The organism is Achromobacter insuavis (assembly GCF_902859645.1).
GTDB lineage: Bacteria > Pseudomonadota > Gammaproteobacteria > Burkholderiales > Burkholderiaceae_B > Achromobacter > Achromobacter insuavis.
In genome coordinates, this window is sequence record NZ_CADIJR010000005.1 from 97244 (window position 1) to 115627 (window position 18384).

Annotated in this window: 14 protein-coding genes; 6 read left to right on the forward strand and 8 right to left on the reverse strand. The window is 68.9% G+C overall.

What is annotated here, in order from left to right:
• The first annotated feature begins 159 nt into the window (after positions 1–159).
• A complete protein-coding gene (locus tag H0523_RS05100; protein ID WP_054429006.1) occupies positions 160–1008 on the forward strand; it encodes a VOC family protein in 849 nt (282 codons plus the stop codon).
• 51 nt (positions 1009–1059) lie between these two features.
• On the opposite strand, the gene dcd is transcribed toward H0523_RS05100, so the two are convergent.
• From dcd to apbC, 4 genes are all read right to left on the reverse strand, one after another.
• Positions 1060–1623: a dCTP deaminase gene (gene dcd / locus H0523_RS05105; RefSeq protein WP_006385856.1), complete on the reverse strand. Its 564-nt coding sequence runs from the start codon at positions 1621–1623 to the stop codon at positions 1060–1062.
• A 92-nt stretch (positions 1624–1715) separates the two neighbouring features.
• Entirely contained in the window at positions 1716–5456 is a 3741-nt protein-coding gene (locus tag H0523_RS05110) for a translocation/assembly module TamB domain-containing protein (protein ID WP_054429007.1), read from the reverse strand.
• Positions 5453–7345, reverse strand: a complete 1893-nt coding sequence (locus tag H0523_RS05115) for an autotransporter assembly complex protein TamA (protein ID WP_054429008.1) — start codon at positions 7343–7345, stop codon at positions 5453–5455. The genes H0523_RS05110 and H0523_RS05115 overlap by 4 nt, the downstream gene beginning before the upstream one ends.
• Before the next feature lie 3 nt (positions 7346–7348).
• Positions 7349–8437, reverse strand: coding sequence for an iron-sulfur cluster carrier protein ApbC (gene apbC, locus H0523_RS05120; protein WP_054429009.1), 1089 nt, complete (start codon positions 8435–8437; stop codon positions 7349–7351).
• A gap of 101 nt (positions 8438–8538) precedes the next feature.
• Between apbC and H0523_RS05125 the strand changes: the two genes are divergently transcribed.
• Both H0523_RS05125 and metG read left to right on the forward strand, forming a co-directional pair.
• Positions 8539–8814 carry a hypothetical protein gene (locus H0523_RS05125; protein ID WP_006226181.1) on the forward strand — a complete coding sequence of 92 codons (276 nt, stop codon included), beginning with the start codon at positions 8539–8541 and terminating at the stop codon, positions 8812–8814.
• 209 nt (positions 8815–9023) lie between these two features.
• Positions 9024–11090, forward strand: coding sequence for a methionine--tRNA ligase (metG, locus tag H0523_RS05130; protein WP_054429010.1), 2067 nt, complete (start codon positions 9024–9026; stop codon positions 11088–11090).
• Positions 11091–11194: 104 nt separating this feature from the next.
• On the opposite strand, the gene H0523_RS05135 is transcribed toward metG, so the two are convergent.
• The 3 genes from H0523_RS05135 to H0523_RS05145 all read right to left on the reverse strand — a co-directional run bounded on the left by H0523_RS05135 (position 11195) and on the right by H0523_RS05145 (position 13444).
• The gene (locus tag H0523_RS05135; RefSeq protein WP_054429011.1) at positions 11195–11932 is read right to left on the reverse strand and encodes a sulfurtransferase; all 738 of its coding nucleotides are present in this window, start codon (positions 11930–11932) and stop codon (positions 11195–11197) included.
• 96 nt (positions 11933–12028) lie between these two features.
• Positions 12029–12823 carry an META and DUF4377 domain-containing protein gene (locus H0523_RS05140; protein WP_054429012.1) on the reverse strand — a complete coding sequence of 265 codons (795 nt, stop codon included), beginning with the start codon at positions 12821–12823 and terminating at the stop codon, positions 12029–12031.
• Positions 12824–12913: 90 nt separating this feature from the next.
• The gene (locus tag H0523_RS05145; RefSeq protein ID WP_054429013.1) at positions 12914–13444 is read right to left on the reverse strand and encodes an META domain-containing protein; all 531 of its coding nucleotides are present in this window, start codon (positions 13442–13444) and stop codon (positions 12914–12916) included.
• Positions 13445–13704: 260 nt separating this feature from the next.
• Here H0523_RS05145 and H0523_RS05150 point away from each other — a divergent pair, with 260 nt between their 5' ends.
• The gene (locus tag H0523_RS05150) at positions 13705–14871 is read left to right on the forward strand and encodes an acyltransferase family protein (protein ID WP_338076710.1); all 1167 of its coding nucleotides are present in this window, start codon (positions 13705–13707) and stop codon (positions 14869–14871) included.
• Here H0523_RS05150 and H0523_RS05155 read toward each other — a convergent pair.
• Positions 14852–15247 carry a helix-turn-helix domain-containing protein gene (locus H0523_RS05155; RefSeq protein WP_082380346.1) on the reverse strand — a complete coding sequence of 132 codons (396 nt, stop codon included), beginning with the start codon at positions 15245–15247 and terminating at the stop codon, positions 14852–14854. The two genes, H0523_RS05150 and H0523_RS05155, sit on opposite strands and share 20 nt — an antisense overlap.
• Positions 15248–15923: 676 nt before the next feature.
• Between H0523_RS05155 and H0523_RS05160 the strand changes: the two genes are divergently transcribed.
• The gene (locus H0523_RS05160) at positions 15924–16739 is read left to right on the forward strand and encodes a response regulator transcription factor (protein WP_054429016.1); all 816 of its coding nucleotides are present in this window, start codon (positions 15924–15926) and stop codon (positions 16737–16739) included.
• Between the two features lie 441 nt (positions 16740–17180).
• Complete coding sequence (gene kch / locus H0523_RS05165; protein ID WP_369816804.1) at positions 17181–18380, forward strand: voltage-gated potassium channel protein; 1200 nt, start codon at positions 17181–17183, stop codon at positions 18378–18380.
• Positions 18381–18384: the final 4 nt, after the last annotated feature.

Genomic DNA, 18384 nt, shown 5'->3' on the forward strand with positions numbered 1-18384 from the left:
TCACGCTTGCTGAGATGACGTCGCCAAATCGGCAAACACATATGTCATTTTACGGTCGCGCCCCCAGGTTCTTTAGCGCCGCGCAAGCCGCTGGCGCAATCGCAACGCGGCGTGCGCGCCATGCTATGTTCTGCGATCCCCCTCTTGTGGAAAGACCTCATGCGCATCCTGGTCAACATCGACGTGCCCGATCTCGAGGCGGCCATCGACTTCTACAGCCGCGCCTTCGGCCTGGCGCTGCATCGCCGCCTCGGTCCCGGGGCCGCGGAAATGCTGGGCGCGTCGGCGCCGATCTACCTGCTGGAAAAGGCCGCCGGCACGCCCGCCGCGAGCGCCGCGCGGCAACCGCGCGACTACGCCCGCCATTGGACGCCGGTGCATCTGGATGTGGTGGTCGACGACGTCGACAGCGCTGTCGAACGGGCGGTGGCGGCGGGCGCCACGCTGGAGGATCCCCCCGTTTCGCATGACTGGGGCCGCATCGCCCACCTGAGCGATCCGTTCGGCCACGGCATCTGCCTGCTGCGGTTCCTGGGCCAGGGCTACGACGCGCTGACGGCCGGCGCGCTACGCGACGTCCCGGCCACCCCGGCCGATTTCGAGGCCCTGCTGGCCATGCGCATCGAGGCCATGCGCGACAGCCTGGAACGCCTGGGCCGCTTCGATCCCGAGCGGGCCCGCGCCCGCCTGCGCGACACCTTCCGGCCGGATCACACCTGGATCATCGAGCGCGACGGCGCGCGCGTCGGTTTCTACGCGCTGCGTCCCGACGGCAACGGCCTGCGGCTGGATCATCTGTACGTGGTGCCCGCGGCACAAGGGCTGGGGGTGGGCGGCCAGGTGCTGGGCCGCCTGCTGGGGGATGCCGACCGGCGCGGCCTGCCGGTCAGCGTCGGCGCGCTGCGCGGCAGCGACTCGAACCGCTTCTATCGCCGCCACGGCTTCGCGCAGGTGTCGGAAAGCGAGTGGGACATCGAATACCTGCGCCCGGCGCCGGGGCGCCCCTGACAGGCATCGAGGCAAGGCGGGGCGCGCCGGCCGGCGCCCCGCGGCTGGCTATCAGGTGCGCGGCAGCGTGACGCCGCGCTGGCCCTGGTACTTGCCGCCACGGTCGGCGTACGAGGTCTCGCAGATCTCGTCGCTTTCCAGGAACAGCATCTGGGCGCAGCCTTCGCCGGCATAGATCTTGGCCGGCAGCGGCGTGGTGTTCGAGAATTCCAGCGTGACGTGGCCTTCCCATTCGGGTTCCAGCGGCGTCACGTTGACGATGATGCCGCAGCGCGCGTAGGTGCTCTTGCCCAGGCAGATCGTCAGCACGCTGCGCGGAATGCGGAAGTATTCCACCGTGCGGGCCAGCGCGAACGAGTTGGGCGGGATGATGCAGACATCGCCCTTGAAGTCCACGAACGAGCCTTCGTCGAAATTCTTGGGGTCGACGATGGTGGAATTGATGTTCGTGAAGATCTTGAATTCGTCGGCGCAGCGCACGTCGTAGCCGTAGCTGCTGGTGCCGTAGCTGACGATGCGCCCGCCATTGGCCGTGCGGACCTGACCCGCTTCGAAGGGTTCGATCATGCCGGCTTCGGCCTGGCGGCGGATCCAGCGGTCGCTTTTGATGCTCATGGTGGCGAGAGTGCTTGGGGAAATGGAATGGGCGTCATTTTATCCCGAGCGCGCCGCCCCGTCCCCGAACGGGGACGGAACGGCCACGGGCGTCAATCGCCGAAGAAGGTCCGGTAGACCAGCGCGATGCCATTGACCGAGCCGCCCTTCAGGTCCAGCGACAGGCCGCGCGCCAGCCGGTAGCTGGCCCGGCCGACCGTGTCGCTGCCCGCCAGCGCCTGCTCGACGCTGAGGGTGATGCCATTGGCGAACGACTTGCTGGCCACCAGGAACTGCGTCGCCAGCTGGCTGTCGCTGTCGCGGTTGACGTCGCCGGCCACGGTGCGGTCCGGCAGGATGCTGCCCGAGCTGCCCAGGTTGCCGGTGCGCACGCTGACGTCATCCAGCCCGAACTGCTTGTAGAACGGCTGGCCGCCGCCCAGCAGCGCGGTGCCCACCGACAGCAGCAGCGCCGCGTCGCTGCCGCTTTCGTCCGGCCCCCGGCCCAGCAGCAGCCACGACAGTTTCTCGACGTCGCTGACATCCGGGTACGACACCAGGTCGATGCGCGGGCGCTGGGCGGTGCCAACGACCTTCACACCCGCCTCGACCTGTTCGCCGGTGCGCAGGGCCTCGATGTCCAGCAGCGGATTGTCCAGGCGGCCCTGGAAGGTCAGCGTGCCGCGCCGCAGCCGCAGCTTCTGCCCATAGGCCTCGATGCCGCCGCCGCGGGTGCGCAGCGCGCCCACGCCGGTCAGGCGGCCGTCGTTCAGCAGGATCTGGATCGACCCCAGCAGGCCGGCGTCCAGCCCCATGCCGGTGATGTAGAAGCGCGGCCCCATGTCGAACTTCAGGTTCATGCTGGTCTGCAACGGGGTCGACACGGCGCCGGGATCGTCGCCGGCGCGCCGCACCTTGACGTCATCGTCCAGCGAGGGCACGCCCTGCAGGATCTCCAGGCTGAACCAGCCGGCGTCCGCCTTCAGGTCGCCGACGATGTCGATGCGCGGCATCGCGGCGGTCAGGTCGACGGTGCCGGACACCATGGCGTAGCGGTCCGAGCGCTGCAGCGCCGGGAAGCGGTACAGCGTCAGGCGCACGTTGCCGCCGCCGTCGATCAGGTTCCACTGGCCTTTGGCCTCGGCATAGCCGTCCTTGGCCTCGGGATTGGTGGTGATCCATTCCTTGGTGCGCCATTCGGCCGGCATGACCCGCAGCGAGGCCGGGAAGCGCAGGCTGTCCAGCACCAGCCTGTCGCCATCCAGGCGCGCCGACAGCTTGCCCTCGATCAGGCGCACGCCGTCGTCGATGCGCACCACCCGCAGCTTGTCGCCCTGGATCGCGCCGCTGGCGCTCCATTTGCCATTGAGCGTGCCCTGGGCCTCGAGGTTGGCCTTGACCTGGCCGCCGATTTCCATCGAATCGCCGACGAACAGGCCGACCCAGGCCAGGTCGGTGATGTCCGCGTCCAGCTTGGCGCGGATCGGCTGGCGCGGGTCCAGCGCCATGCCGCCCTTGGCGTCGATCGCCAGCACCGCCGTGCCGTTGCCGGCGATCTTGCCCATCTTGTCGGTGGCCAGGTCCAGCCTGGCGTCCAGGCGGCTGGCGTTGGCCGAGGTCGGCGTGGCCGTCAGGTCCAGCACCAGCGCCTTCACCCCCAGCGGCACGGGCGGATCGCCCGGAATCAGCAGATCGCCGTCGCGGCGCGCGATGCGGGCGCGGCCGGCCAGCCGGCCGTCGAATTTCAGGTCCCAGGACGCATCCAGCGCGATGCGGCGCTGGCTCTCGGCCACGGTGGCGTTGACGCGCTTCGGGCCCTTGCCCATCTTCGCCGCGGCCTCGGGGTCGACGGCGGCGATCACCTGGCGCGCCATGGCGGCCGTGATCACCAGGTTGTCGGCCTGCCCGGCGGTTTCCCAGCGCTTGGCGTCGCCGCGCGAACCCTTGTGGGCGATCGCCAGTTTTTCCTTGCCCGGCAGGGCCACGCCGATCACCGTCTGGCCCACTTGCCACTGCCATTGCGGCGCCACCGCCGCCGGCAGGTATGACAGCGTCACCGGCCGGTCGACCGACACGGTGAAGCCGGCGCTGTCGGCGCTCAGGCGCGAGACCGTGCCGCGCCAGCCGGTCAGGGCGGCATCGGGCTCGCCCGCCGCGCCCTGGCCCCAGCCGCCGGTGAAGGCGATGGCGGCCTGGGCGCGCGATTCGCCCAGCACGCCGGGACGCGGCCTGGCCGGGTTGTAGCCGGCGGTGATTTCGCCCTTGTGGGCGGCGACGGTGCCGCCGAGCTTGCCCTTGAGGTCGGCGCCGCCCGGGATGCCGGGCCAGAACGCGTCCAGCTGCGGCGCCTGCGCGTCCAGCGTCAGCGCGCCGTCGGCGCCGCCGATCTCGCCCTGCGCGCGGACCCGGTTCGGGCCCAGCTTCAGGTCCACGTCCAGGCCGTGGATGCGCAGGCCGGCCAACAGATCGGCGGCGGCCGGAGTGGCCGGGTTGGCGGCGGGCGCGGCGATATCCACCTGCGCCTTGACCGTGCCGGCCAGCACCTGCCTGTTCCAGCGCGCGCCGTCGTCGAAGCGCAGGTCGATCGCGGCCTGGCGCAACTGGCTGAGGTTCTCGAATTCGGCGCTCAATTGCGCATTGGCGCTGACCACGGCCGGCGGCAGCGCGTCGCCGAGCCAGGGCGCCAGATCCAGGCGCTGCGCCCCGAGCGTGCCGACGATGCGGTCGCGGCCCGGCTGGCCATCCACCGCCTGCAGGTCCAGGCGCGCCGACAGCGTCGACTGGTCCGGCAGCCGCGCGTCGGCCCGCGCGCTGCGCAGCACCAGCGGCGTGCGCGGCGCCAGGTCGGCCGCCACGTCCACGACCAGGCCGGCCCCGGCGCCATCCAGCTTGGCCTGGATGCTCTCGAGCGAGCCGGCCGCGTCCGCGCGCAGGATCACCTGGCAGACGGGCGCGGGCGGGCCGACGAATACGTTGGCGGCCGTTTCCTTGGCGGCCTGCGGCGAAGTGCCGGCGGGCGCTTTGCCGCTGGCGGCGGCCTTGGCGGCGTCGGCCTTGCCCCTGGCGGCGTCCGGCTTGGCCGCGCCGGCGCGGGGCTTGGGCGCGCCCGACGCCTTGGGCGTCTCGGACGGCGCTTTCGCCGGCGGCGCGAACCTGCCGCTCAGTTGATCGGCCTGGCACAGCGGCGATTCCGGACCGGACCCGCGCGCGGTCACGTCCAGCCGCGCGGCGAACGGCCAGGGGTCGGCCAGCCCCAGCAGTTCGGCCTGCCCGCTCAGTTGGGCCTGGCCGATCTCGTGGCCCACGCGCAGATTGGCGATGCGCAACTGCGCGCCCTGCTGGCCGGCGGCGAACGTGGCGCTCAGGTCGCCCAGTTCGACCGGCAGCGGCTGGCCGTCCTGCAGCAGATGGAATTCGCCCAGCGCCAGCCGGTCCACGGCAATGTCCACCGGCAGCGCCGGCAGGCTGAAGGGTTCTTCAGGCTTGTCATCGGCCGGCGCATCCTCGCCGGCGGTCAGGCCGATCTCGACGTTGCTGGCCGAGAGTTCGCGCACGTGCAGCAGCCGGTTGCCCAGCGCGCGCCAATTCACGTTCAGGCGCAGGTCGCTGATGCCGATGCGGGTGCCGCTGACATTCAGGTCGAGCCGGCCGACCTCCAGCCCGCGCAGGACCGAGCCACGCACCGCCAGCGCCTGGCCGTCCAGTTGCTCGGCGGCGGTGGTCAGCAGCAGGCGCGACCCGGTCTGCGAGGCCAGCAGCCAGAACACGAAGCTGCACGCCAGCACGGCCAGCATCGCCAGCCCGGGCAACCACCAGACCAGCACGTGGCGCAGGAAGCGGCGCAGCCCCGTCAAAACGCGATCCCCAGCGAGAAGTGCAGGCGCAGGTCGCGCTCGCGCTGGCCATAGGCCACGTCCAGGAACAGCGGACCGGCCGGCGTGCGCACCCGCGCGCCGACGCCGTAGCCGACCGCCAGCGACATGTCGCCGAACGATTGTGCCGCGTCGCCCGCGTCGACGAACACGCCCATGCCCCAGCGTTCATTGAAGTAGTGGTCGTACTCGATGCTGCCGACCACCAGCGTGGGCGCGCCCACGGTGGCCTTGTCTCGCTGCAGGCCGATGCTCTGGTACTTGTAGCCGCGGATCGAGCGCGCGCCGCCGGTGCGGAAGCCGAAATCGTCCGGCACCTGCACGTTGCCGTTGGCCCAGACGCGGCCGACCTCGCCGCGCACGGTCAGCACGTCCAGCTTGCCGATCGGCCACCACTTCTGGGCGCGGAAACGGGCGCGGGTGTAGGGCTCGCCGGTATCCAGCGTCACGCCCACGCCGCCGCCCAGCGCGATCAGGTTGCCTTCGCGCGGGTCGTACTTGTTGTCCACGTCGCGCCGCAGCCACTCGCCGGTGGCGGTCAGCGTGGGCAGCGAATATTCGTCGCCGCCGTCGATCTTGACGTCATCGTGCGCCAGCAGCAGGCCCCAGCGGGTCTCGTAGGTGACGCGGCTGTCGCCGGCGCCCTTGCGTTCCTGGCTGCGCGTGGCGCCCAGGGCGTAGCGGGTCACCGCCAGGCCCTGGATGTCGGAATGCTGCGCCAGCACCCCGACGGAATCCTTGTAGCCGCGCTCGGTCGGCGGCAGCAGGATATCGGTGTAGACGCGCTGCTGCAGCCGGTCCACGCTGAAACCCGACTCCATCGTCACCGGCTGGCCGAACACCACGTTCTGGCGGTAGAGCGATTCCAGCCGCACGCCCGCCTCGTCATCGACGCCCAGCGACGCCGAGAAACGCTTGGGCGGCGCTTCCACCACCCGCACCTGCACCGGCAGCGTCACCTCGCCGTCGGAATCGTAGGCGGGCGGCGGCGGCGGCATGGCGCCGGACACCACCGGGTCGCCGGCCGGCGCGGCCTCGGCCGGGTTGGCCGCGCCCGGGGCGCGGGCCCGGTCCGACAACGGCTCGGTCGCCTGCGCGTCGCTGCCCGGCTGCCGCAGGGCCACGAAGGCGCCGCGGAAGAAAGCCGTGGATTGCAGGTCCTGCTGCCATTCGTCCAGGCGGTTCTGGTCGTAGGGCGAGCCCGGCGAATAGCGCACGTAGCGGGTGATGAGCTTGGGCGGCACTCGCTCCAGGCCATCGGTGCTGAGTTCGCCCATGCGCACCTGCGGTCCGCTGTCGATGGTGACGCGCAACGCGGCCGAGGCCGTGTCGGCCTGCACATCGGCTTCGGACGCCGTCATGCGGGCCAGCATGAAGTCGCGCACCGAGGTCTCGTCCAGCAGGGCGGACTTGGCCTTGTTCCAGTCGGCGTTGATGAACGGCTGGCCGGGCTTGAGCAGCCAGTCGTCGCGCAGCTTCTGCACGCGCTGCGCGTATTCCGGCCGCGTGATGCGGCCGGTGAAGGTCAGGTCGACCGACGACACCGTGGTGCGCTTGCCCGGCACGATGCCGATGTCCCAGGTTTCGCCGCCGATATCGGTGCCGGCCTCGAGCGTGACGGTGGGGGAGAAATAGCCCTGGGTGGCCAGCGCCGCCAGCGTGGCGTCGCGCGCGCGGCGGCGCAGGCGGTTGATTTCACCGCCGTCCTGGTCTTCAGCCAGGCGCGCGATGGCGCCCACCGCCTCGGTGATCGCCTGCAGCGCCGCCGGCGGCACGCCGCCGGGATCCACGATGATTTCCGGACGCTTGGCCACGGCCTCGCCCGCTACTACGCAAAGTCCTGCCAAGAAGGCCCGGGCTGTCCACCGCATGCGTCAGGTCGGCTGCTGCACGACGATGGACGGGAATTTCCCGGCCATGTCCCGGGGCAATGCCGCGACGCCGGCCGCCAGCTTCCTGGCGATGGCGCGGTACAGCCCCGCGGCTTCGCTGCCCGGATCCGCCACCACGGTGGGCGTGCCCGCGTCGGTCTGCTCGCGGATCGCCAGCGTCAGCGGCAGGCTGCCGAGCCACGGGGTTTCATATTGCTGGGCCATGCGCTGGCCGCCGCCCTCGCCGAAGATGTGTTCGGCATGGCCGCATTGCGAGCAGATGTGGATGGCCATGTTCTCGACCACGCCGAGGATCGGCACCTCGACCTTCTGGAACATGCGCAGGCCCTTGCGGGCGTCCAGCAGCGCCACGTCCTGCGGCGTGGTGACGATGACCGCGCCCACCACCGGCACCTTCTGCGCCAGGGTCAGGGCGACGTCGCCGGTGCCCGGCGGCATGTCGACGATCAGGTAGTCGAGGTCGCGCCAATTGGTCTGGCGCAGCAGTTGTTCGAGCGCCTGGGTGACCATCGGGCCGCGCCAGATGGCGGGCGAATCGGCGTCGATCAGGAAACCGATGGAATTGGCCTGCAGGCCGTGGCCGGTGAGCGGCTCCATGCTCTTGTTGTCGAGGCTCTCGGGACGACCCGAGACGCCCAGCATGGTCGGCACGCTGGGGCCGTAGATGTCGGCGTCCAGCAGGCCGACCTTGGCGCCCTCGGCGGCCAGGGCCAGCGCCAGGTTCACGGCCGTGGTGCTCTTGCCCACGCCGCCCTTGCCGGAGGCCACTGCAATAATGTTGCGCACATTGGGCAGCGGCTTCAGGCCCTTCTGCACCGCATGCGCCGCCACCTTCCAGGACACGCTCACCTGGGCCCCGGGCGCGCCAGCGGCGGCCAGCGCCGCCACGGCGATCTCGCTTACCTGATCGCGGACGGCATCGGCCGGATAGCCCAGTTCCAGCGCCACGGCGACGCGGCCGCCGTCGATCTGGATGTCACGATCTTTTACAGATACACCCAGATCCAGGCCGGTATTGGGGTCGTGCGCGGCGCGCAGGGCGGCGCGGATGTGTTCTATCGTTATACTCATGTCACTATGGTTCCGTAGGCAGCGCGGCTTCTGCGGGCCGCCATCCCCTAAAGGATAGCGGATACACGGGAACCTTTCGCTGCGTTTTGCATCCGACCTTCATGACCAATACTCTTATCCGCTTCTTCCGAGCCGTCTTATTCGCCGCCCTGGCCTTGATCGGCATGGCGATGGCGCTGGTCTTCATGCTGTCCACGGCGATCGCCGTGGCGATCCTGTACGTGGTCGCCAAGGTGCGCGGCAAGCCTTTCGGCGTGCGCGCCTACTGGAGCCAGCGCCAGGGCGCCCGTCCGGGTCCGTTCCAGTCCGCCACCGCCCCGTTCGCCACGCAGCCGCGCGGCGACGTGATCGACGTCGAGGCCCGCGAGATCCGCTGAGCGCGGCATCGCCGGCGCCCGCCGCGCCTCGCGGCGGCCGCGCCGCACCTGCTCGGCCGGTTCACCGGCACGCTGTCCCCCAACCCGCCTGGCGCCGCGCGCGCGACCGGCGGGTTGCGTCGTTTCAGGGGGCCGCGTCCGCCCCCTGCGCGCCATTGCCCTAAAATGGCCGGCCAACCCCTTTTTCCCCTCAACCTCTATCGACAACCATGTCTCGCACCCTTTTTGTCACCACTGCGCTGCCCTACGCCAACGGATCTTTCCACATCGGCCACATCATGGAGTACATCCAGGCCGATATCTGGGTTCGTTCGATGCGAATGGCGGGCCACACGGTGCACTTCGTGGGTGCGGACGACGCGCACGGCGCGCCGATCATGCTGAAGGCCGAGAAGGAAGGCATCACGCCGCAGGCCCTGGTGGCGCGCTACGCCGCCGAGCGCCCGCAATACCTGAACGGCTTCCACATCCGCTTCGACCACTGGCACACCACCGACTCGCCCGAGAACGTGGCGCTGTCGCATGACATCTATCGCGCGCTCAAGGCCCAGGGCCTGATCGAGACCCGCTCCATCGAGCAGTTTTACGATCCGGTCAAGGGCATGTTCCTGGCCGACCGCTACATCAAGGGCGAATGCCCCAAGTGCCACGCCAAGGACCAGTACGGCGATTCCTGCGAGGTCTGCGGCGCGGTCTACGCGCCCACCGAGCTGATCAATCCGTATTCGGCCCTGACCGGCGCCACGCCGGTGCTGAAGTCGTCGGACCACTTCTTCTTCAAGCTGTCCGACCCGCGCTGCGTCGAATTCCTGCAGCAATGGACCACCGGCAGCAACGCCAACGGCGGCAAGCACCTGCAGCCCGAAATGCTGGCCAAGACCCGCGAATGGCTGGGCGCCGAGGACGGCGAGGCCAAGCTCGGCGACTGGGACATCTCGCGCGATGCGCCCTATTTCGGCATCGAGATCCCGGACGCGCCGGGCAAGTACTTCTACGTCTGGCTGGACGCGCCGGTGGGCTACCTGGCCTCGCTCAAGTCGTACTGCGCCGTCAAAGGGCTGGACTTCGACGCCCTGCTCGACCCGGCCGGCAGCACCGAGCAGGTCCACTTCATCGGCAAGGACATCGTCTATTTCCACGCGCTGTTCTGGCCCGCGATGCTGAAGTTCGCCGGCCGCAAGACGCCGGACGCGGTCAACGTGCACGGCTTCATCACCGTCAGCGGCGAAAAGATGTCCAAAAGCCGCGGCACCGGCATCTCGCCGCTGCGCTACCTGGAACTCGGCATGAACGCCGAATGGATGCGCTACTACATTGCCGCCAAGCTGAACGCCCGGGTCGAAGACATGGACTTCAACCCCGAGGACTTCATCGCCCGCGTCAACAGCGACCTGGTCGGCAAGTACGTCAACATCGCCAGCCGCGCCGCCAGTTTCATCACCAAGCATTTCGACGGCGCCCTGGCCTATTCGGGCGACACCGCCGCGCTGGCGGCCGAATACGCCGCGCAGGCCGAGTCGATCCGCGCCGCCTTCGAGGCGCGCGAGTACAACCGCGCCATCCGCGAGATCATGGCCTACGCCGACCGCATCAACCAGGCGTTCGACACGGCCCAGCCGTGGGTGCTGGCCAAGGGCATCGCCACCGCCGACGACGCGCAGAAGGCCGCGCTGCAGGACATCTGCTCGCGTTCGCTGGCCGGCTTCAAGGCCCTGTCGGTGATGCTGGCGCCGGTGCTGCCGGCCCTGGCCGAGCGCGTCGCGCGCGAACTGTTCGCCGCCGACGCCGACTTCACCTGGGCCGACGCCGCGGTGCTGCCGCAGCGCGTGGCGCCGTTCAAGCACCTGATGCAGCGCGTCGAGCCGCAGATGCTGGAAGACCTGTTCGAGCCGCCCGCCGCCCCCGCCGTGATCCCCGGCGGCGAGCCGCTGGCCGAGACCATCTCGATCGACGACTTCGCCCGCGTCGACCTGCGCATCGCGCAGATCGTCAACTGCGAGCACGTCGAAGGCTCGACCAAGCTGCTGCGCCTGACGCTGGACGTGGGCGAGGGACGCCACCGCAACGTCTTCTCGGGCATCAAGTCGGCCTACCAGCCCGAGGACCTGATCGGCAAGCTGACCGTCATGGTCGCCAACCTGGCGCCGCGCAAGATGAAGTTCGGCGTCTCCGAAGGCATGGTGCTGGCCGCCAGCCACGCCGACGAGGCGGTCGACGCCGGCATCTACGTGCTGGAGCCGTTCCCCGGCGCCAAGCCCGGCATGCGCGTGCGCTGATCCTCACAATCGCGCCATGAAAAAGCCCGCCGATCGGCGGGCTTTTTCATTGAGGCAGACCTTGACGGCGGTATCGCGCCGGGCGCGCCTGCCGGGGCCCGCGATCAGTCCTGGCTCGGCGCCAGCGCCGGATCGAGCGAGATGCGTTCGTCGAACACGAAGCACTTGCCGTCGAACCCCGGCCCGCCGGTTTCCTCGAAGTACTTGAGGATGCCGCCGTCGAGCTGATAGACGTTGTCGATGCCGGCCTCGTTCATGTAGATCGCGGCCTTCTCGCAGCGGATGCCGCCGGTGCAGAAACTGACCACGGTCTTGCCTTCCAGCTCGGCGCGGTGCGCCTGCACCGCCGCCGGGAACTGCGTGAAGCGGTCGATGCGCCAGTCGATGGCGTCGCGGAACGTGCCTTCGTCGACTTCGAAGGCGTTGCGCGTGTCAAGCATGACCACCGGACGGCCATTGTCGTCGGCGCCCTGCGCCAGCCAGCGCGCCAGCGTCTTCGCGTCCACACCCGGCGCGCGGCCGGCCTCGGGCCGGATCGTCGGGTGGTCCATGCGGATGATCTCGCGCTTGATCTTCACCAGCAGCTTGCGGAACGGCACCTGCGCGCTGTGGCTGAACTTCACTTCCAGGTCGGCGAAGCGGGCGTCGCCACGCAGATCCCGCAGGAAGGCGTCGATACCGTCTGCCGTGCCCGCCAGGAACAGGTTGATGCCTTCCTCGGCCAGCAGGATGGTGCCCTTCAGGCCGGCCGCCCCGGCCTCGGCCAGCAGCTGGGCGCGCAGCTCGGGCAGCGCCTCCAGCGAGACGAATTTGTAGGCAGCGATATTGACGACGGAAGACATGGCAAAGCGGGGATGGAACGGCGAAGCCCGTAATAGTAATCGCTGGGCCGCGCCGCCCGCTTGCCGCAGGTCAAGCGCGGCCGTGGACGCGACGGCTCAGCGCCGCACGATTTCCTGTTCCACCACCGTATCCAGCACCCAGCGCAGCCCCGAGGCGTCGGCGGGCGGATTGGGATCCCGGACCTCGACCACCCGCAGGCGGTAGCGGATGCCCGGCTGGAAATTGAAGCCGGTGATCTCGCCATACCAGAGCTGCCACGGCTGCGCCGCGCTGTCGCGCACCTGGTAGCACATGGCGCGGCCGGCGCCGGCATTGCACGGCACGCGTTCGGCATTGACGTAGACCAGCTTGGTCGGCCCCACCTGCCCGCCCGCGACGGGGTCGGTGCGGCGGCCGAAATCGAGCGTATCGCCGTTGCTCAGCGCCCAGGTCATGCGCTGCGGATTGTTGGTGTTGTCGAACGAGGTGGCCGTGATGCGCGTCAGCCCGGCCAGGAATTCCTGTTCGAGCTGCATGCTCACGGGCGCGCAGGCCATCATCGTCGCCACCGGGTTGGACTGGATGATCAGCTGGCCGTTGGCCACCGTGTAGGGCGCGCTGTAGGTGTTGCAGCCGGCGAAGCCCGTGGCGCGCGTGGCGCCCTGGTCATGGATGAAGCCGATGGTGAGCGGGCGCGACCCCGAGGACGGGTGCGGGATCGAGCGCAGCGCGCCGCCCGGACGGGTCCAGCGCGCCAGGTCCCAGCTGGTCTGCGCCAGCACGTCCGACGCCGCGGCCGGCTGGAAGCGGGGATCGCGCCCGTCCGCGGTGCGCGGCGGGGATGCGCAGGCCGCCAACGTCAACGCCAGGGCGCACGGCGCGATCCAGCGCCAGGAAGTGGACAAGGCCATGGAACTCTCCCGCAAGAAACAAAGACGGCCCGCCGCCGGCACGCTTGCCGGGGGGCTCGGGCAGCGCCCATTGTAAGCGCGGCGCGACGCTCAGGGCGTGGGCGGATCCTGGCGGCGCTCGAACTCCAGCACGTCGCCGCCGCGCAGGTTGAAGGTCAGGTGGCGCGGCGCGCCACCGCTGTCCAGCGTGAACGTGTCGATCGCGGTCAGGCCGCGCAGATAGTCGTCTTCCAGCTCGGCGCGCGGGGCCGGCACGCAGGCCATGCGGGTGGAGGCGGGCGCGTCGATGGACAGCTTGCCGGCCTGCAATTTGTACGTGCCCTTGTATTCATTGCAGCCGGAAAAGCCCTCGGCGCGGTACAGCTTGCCCTGCGCCAGGAAGGTCAGGCGGATCGGCTCGCCGTTGTCGCCATGCGGAATGTCGCGCAAGGCGCCGCCAGCGCGTGTCCAGCGCACCAGTTCCCAGCTGGTCTGGGCCAGCGAGTCGGCGCTGCTGGCGGCGTTGGCGGCCGCGGCGCCCTGGGCGCGCGCGCCCCCGGTCGACCCGGCGCAGCCGGCCAGCGCCACGGCCAGCACCCCGATGCCAAGCAGGCGGCAACGCGAAGACAGGGAAGTAAACATGGACAGCACTCCTGAAAAGACACACCCCCGACTGTAACCGCCATGGGACCCGCACGTCCCGTGCCTCCCCCCGACAGCCGAATCCGAAAGCTGCACGCCGCCCCGTATGCGTTACGCCGGGCGCAGGGGGGCCTGCATCGAATGCCGCATGGCGGCGCGCCCGCGCCACGCGCAGAATCGACTGACCCCTTCCGCCCCGCCGGCGCAGACCGGCCGTGGAACCGGGCAGATCCATCCTTTCCGGAGACACGGCGATGGGCATGCTGAGAACTTTGCTGGCGCTGTCCGTCGTGCTGGATCACCTGGGCGGCGGCACGACCGACTGGCTGGTGGGCGGACGCCTGGCGGTGCAGCTTTTCTACGTGATCTCGGGTTTCCTGATCTCCTATGTGCTGACGGCCACCGACCACTACCGCGGCGCGCCCGGCAGGTTCTACGCCAACCGCGCGCTGCGCCTGTACCCGGTCTACCTGGCCGTGGCCGCGCTGACGCTGCTGGCCTACATCGGCGGCGGCGCCGCGTTCTGGCGCGTCTACGACGGCCTGCCGCTGGCCGCCACGCTGTTCCTGGCGCTGTCGAACCTGCTGATCCTGGGGCAGGACTGGCTGATGTTCTTCGGCATCGACCAGGGCGCGCTGGCCTTCACTGGCAGCTTCGCGCGCAGCGACGTGCCGCTGTACCAGGGCCTGCTGGTGCCGCAGGCCTGGACGCTGGGCGTCGAAATGAGTTTCTACCTGATCGCCCCCTTCGTGCTGCATTCGCCGCGGCGCCTGCTGGTCCTGCTGGCGGCATCGCTGGCGCTGCGCGCGGCGCTGATCGCCAGCGGCATCGGCCTGAGCGATCCCTGGACCTACCGCTTCTTCCCCACCGAACTGGCGCTGTTCCTGGCGGGATCCCTGTCGCACCAGGTGCTGCTGCCGCGTTGGCAGGCATGGAGCCGGCGCGCCGCCTGGCTGCCCGAACTGGGCACCGGCCTGCTGGCGCTGTACGTGCTGGTCCATTTTTCCATCGGCCTGCCGCACACGCTGCGCGACGGCCTGGCGGTGCTGCTGTTCGCGGCGCTGCTGCCGCTGGCCTTCCTGTTCCAGTCGCGCCACCGGCTGGACAAGATCATCGGCGAGCTGAGCTACCCGATCTACATCTGCCACGCGCTGGTCATCCTGTTCTTCGGCTGGCTGCTCGACGGCACCCAGCTGCGCCAGCCGGCCATGTTCACGGCCCTGGTGGTGGCGGGCTGTATCGGCTTTGCCGCGTTGCTCAACAGCCTGATCGCCGATCCGGTGGAACGCCTGCGCCGGCGCCTGCGCGCGGCCCCGCCGCCGGCGGACACGGGCACGGCGGCCGCGCCCGATGCGTCGCGCAGGAAGGCGCCGCGGCAACGAGCCGCCGCATCCGCCGCCGTGGGGACTATTCGCCGCGCGCCTTGATGTAGGCCGCCAGCACCTGTTCGATCTGGCGCTTTTCCTGTTGGCTCAGGCGCGCATAGGTGGCGTACGACACCGTTTCGAACGGCCAGGGCGGCTGCTCGGGACGGTCGCTCGCGTTCGTGGCAGGCTCGGCATAAGCGGGGTTGAGCATCGGCCCTTCGCCGGTGCTGAGCCACATGGGATTGACCCGCAGTGCCCGGGTCAGCTTGATGAGCGCGTCGCTGGAAGGCTGCAGACGTTGGCCGCTCTCATAGTTGCCGATAGCGCTTTGCGACAGGTTGCTCGCGACTGCCAAGTCTTTCTGTGTCCATCCCTGAAGCATTCTTGCATTGCGCAGACGATGGCTAAACGTGTCCAATCGATCAACCTGAGACATTAATATGAATTTATTTATTTGATTAAAACATCTCAATACTGCCGCCAAATAAACGGATTACACCCCAATTCCGGGGCTAATCCGTAAATCGCGGGCCCGCTCCGGCCCGTGTCGGCACGCCGTCCCCGGCCAGCGCCGGGAGCCGCGGGGAATCGAAAAAACCCCTTGCTATCATCGGCTTGCGTCCATGCGCCTGGGCCGGCCCCGCCTCCCTCCTCCAAGGTCCGCAAGCGCCAGGCCGGGCATTAAGGCCGGCCCGAGTTTATGGGCATTCAGCGATTAAAAATAGAAAATAATGTATCGGTAATACTTAATATTTTATTGTCGCAACTGCATAAACAAACAGTGTTTCAAGCGCTTCGGACGGATATGCGGCGAAGCCCGTGTTACCAGCAGAAACTACAGAAACGTATCTTCACAAAAAAACACGCCCGTGTTTAAATGAAACACGGGCGTGACTTCCATGCGGAATCGGATCATCGGCGGCCAGAGCGCAACGCGCTTGCGCCAGGCGCCGTCCCAGACCCCGACCGTAGCCTCAGCGGGCCGTGGCCCCGGCACGGATCAACAGTTCAGACCTTCGCCCGCCACCAGACAACATCGCCAGATGCCGCCACATCATGGCGCAGCAGAGGGAGAGGGGCATGACACGCAACGCAGGCGCAGGCGGGCATCCATGAACAATACGCTGGATGTCATCTTTCTCGGCCTGGAGGACGCCAGGCACGCCCGGCTGGTCGAAGCCCTGTCCCACCTCGGATTCAGCGTGCGCCGCTGCCATGACCTGGCCGACGTCTACGACCGCTATTCCCGCCGCCCCAGCCCGTTGGTCATCCTGGAAGCGCCGCTGCCCGACATCCACAATGCCGCGGTGCGGCTGCGCGCCATCGATCGCGGCCTGGGCATCGTCGCCATCGCGCCTTTCGGCAATGAAGAGAACCGCATCCGCACCCTGCTCTGTGGCGCCGATGCCTGCCTGCCGCCCGATGTCACCGGGCTGGAGCTGGCGGCCGTGCTGCAGGCGCTGGTGCGGCGCGCGGTGGGCCTGGACATGTCCGACCAGATGGCCGACGGCGCGGCCGACGAGCCGCAGCAGGAAGCCTGGCGGCTGGTCAACAAGGGCTGGACGCTGATCAGCCCGAGGGGCTACAGCCTCGGCCTGACCACGGGAGAGCGCGATTTCCTGACCCGGCTGGTGAACGCGCCGGACCGCAAGGTCAGCCGCGATGCGTTCTACCCGGACGGCGCCGAGGACGCCGACGGCGCCATCACGCGGCGCCGCTTCGTCGACGTGATGATCAGCCGGCTGCGGCGCAAGGCAGCCGCCCATCACATGACGCTGCCGATCCGCGCCGTGCATGGCTGGGGCTATATGTTCGCGGCGGACATCACGCTGGAACTGGAACCGCGGGAGGGGGGAGAGGAAGGTCGTCCGGAAGGACAGGGAGACTGGCGCCGCTATACGCTGGATGCGAACGCGCCCTCTTACTGATACGCTACGGGCCAGGAGGCTGGCGCCAGGCGAAAAAAACGCGGCGCTGCCCCGAAGGTAAGACGCCGCGCTAAAACAACACGTGAGCCTGGAGTCATCAGCCGGCACTGATGCCTTCTACCTAGATCACGCGATTCCAACATTCGTGCCTCGTACAACTCACGCACGGGCTAGCCGTGAGCCCGGTTGGGGTCTCTAGTCCCCGCCCAAGCTGCAGCGTGATTAACGCCCGGGGATTTCGTCCGCCCTAGCAGCTGGCGGGCTTGTCGCCCGTATCAGCGGCGTTCCTTTCGGATAGCCGCGTGATGAAGGAAGTTTAGGACGTCGGCCGCAATTCAAGTAATTCTTTGTTGATAGCCTTCTATACATATTGGATATAGCAAGCCATGCATGGGGGCCGATAGAATGCTGCCAAAGGACGCCCCCGCCATGCCCTCTCTGCTGACCCGCGCCGCGCGCCGATTGCGCCGCACCATCGCCCTCGTTCCGCCCAACTGGTGCCTCGCCATCCTGGTGGCGCTGGATGGGTATGCCTTCATGCATCCGGTGCTGCGCGAAGTGCGCGCCCGCGAGTATTCCTTCTGGCTCGCGCTCGACAACTGGCATGACGTGATGCAGGTGGTCGGCCTGCTGGAGATCCCGCGGCTGGTGCTGGGCGTGGGCCTGCAGATCATCGCGCTCGGGCTGATCCTGAAGGCGCGCATCGCCTGGGCCTTCTCGCTGGTGCTGCTGATCGGTATCGGCACCTTCGCCATCCTGGGCGACGGCGGACGCGCCGGGCTGGGCATCTATACCCTGGTGCTGGTGGTCGCGCTGATCGCGTACTGGCGCCGCTTCGACCGCGCCAGCGTCACCGCGGGCTCGCTGTTCGCGCTGGTCAGCATCGTATCGCTGCTGATCTACGCGGTCTTCGGCACGCTCTACCTGGGCGATGAATTCAATCCGCCGATCAAGGACGCGGCGACCGCGCTGTATTTCTCGATCGTCTCGATGTCGACGGTGGGCTATGGCGACATCACGCCGCACAGCAACGCGGCGCGGCTGTTCACCGCGTCGATTATCATCCTTGGCATCACCGTCTTCGCCACCTCCATCAGCGCGATCGCCGGCCCGGTGATCGGCGGCAACCTGAAACGGCTGGTCAAGGGCCGGTTTTCCAACGCCATGAGAAAGAACCACATCATCATCGCCGGCGCCACGCCCCTGGCCATGAGCGTCTACGACGGCCTGCGCCGCCGGGGCGACGAGGTCACGGTCATCGTGCCGGCCGGCGTGCCGCAGGAATACCCGGCCGCCACCGACCTGATCGAGGGCGATCCGTCCAGCGTCGAGGTGCTGCGCAGCGCGGGCGTGGCCCGCGCGCGCTACGTGCTGGCGCTGCGCGAGGACGACGCCGAGAACGCCTTCATCGTGCTGGCCGCCAAGGAGGCCACCGGCGACGACGGCGCCAAGACGGTGGCGCTGGTCAACACCAGCAAGCACCTGGAGAAGATCCGCCGGGTGCAGCCGGACCTGGTGTTCTCGGTGCAATTGCTCGGCGCCGAACTGCTGACCCGCGCCATCAACGGCGAGCCGCTGGACAGCCAGTCGATCACCGAGCTGTTCTTCGCCAAGGCCACGCCGCAGACCAAGGCCGGCTGAGGCC

Coding starts and splice junctions, on each gene's coding strand:
- dcd (WP_006385856.1), bottom strand. CDS start 1,623: ATGAGCATCAAAAGCGACCGCTGGATCCGCCGCCAGGCCGAAGCCGGC.
- H0523_RS05155 (WP_082380346.1), bottom strand. CDS start 15,247: ATGTCTCAGGTTGATCGATTGGACACGTTTAGCCATCGTCTGCGCAAT.
- apbC (WP_054429009.1), bottom strand. CDS start 8,437: ATGAGTATAACGATAGAACACATCCGCGCCGCCCTGCGCGCCGCGCAC.
- H0523_RS05160 (WP_054429016.1), top strand. CDS start 15,924: ATGAACAATACGCTGGATGTCATCTTTCTCGGCCTGGAGGACGCCAGG.
- H0523_RS05125 (WP_006226181.1), top strand. CDS start 8,539: ATGACCAATACTCTTATCCGCTTCTTCCGAGCCGTCTTATTCGCCGCC.
- H0523_RS05145 (WP_054429013.1), bottom strand. CDS start 13,444: ATGTTTACTTCCCTGTCTTCGCGTTGCCGCCTGCTTGGCATCGGGGTG.
- H0523_RS05150 (WP_338076710.1), top strand. CDS start 13,705: ATGCTGAGAACTTTGCTGGCGCTGTCCGTCGTGCTGGATCACCTGGGC.
- H0523_RS05140 (WP_054429012.1), bottom strand. CDS start 12,823: ATGGCCTTGTCCACTTCCTGGCGCTGGATCGCGCCGTGCGCCCTGGCG.
- H0523_RS05100 (WP_054429006.1), top strand. CDS start 160: ATGCGCATCCTGGTCAACATCGACGTGCCCGATCTCGAGGCGGCCATC.
- H0523_RS05115 (WP_054429008.1), bottom strand. CDS start 7,345: ATGCGGTGGACAGCCCGGGCCTTCTTGGCAGGACTTTGCGTAGTAGCG.
- H0523_RS05135 (WP_054429011.1), bottom strand. CDS start 11,932: ATGTCTTCCGTCGTCAATATCGCTGCCTACAAATTCGTCTCGCTGGAG.
- metG (WP_054429010.1), top strand. CDS start 9,024: ATGTCTCGCACCCTTTTTGTCACCACTGCGCTGCCCTACGCCAACGGA.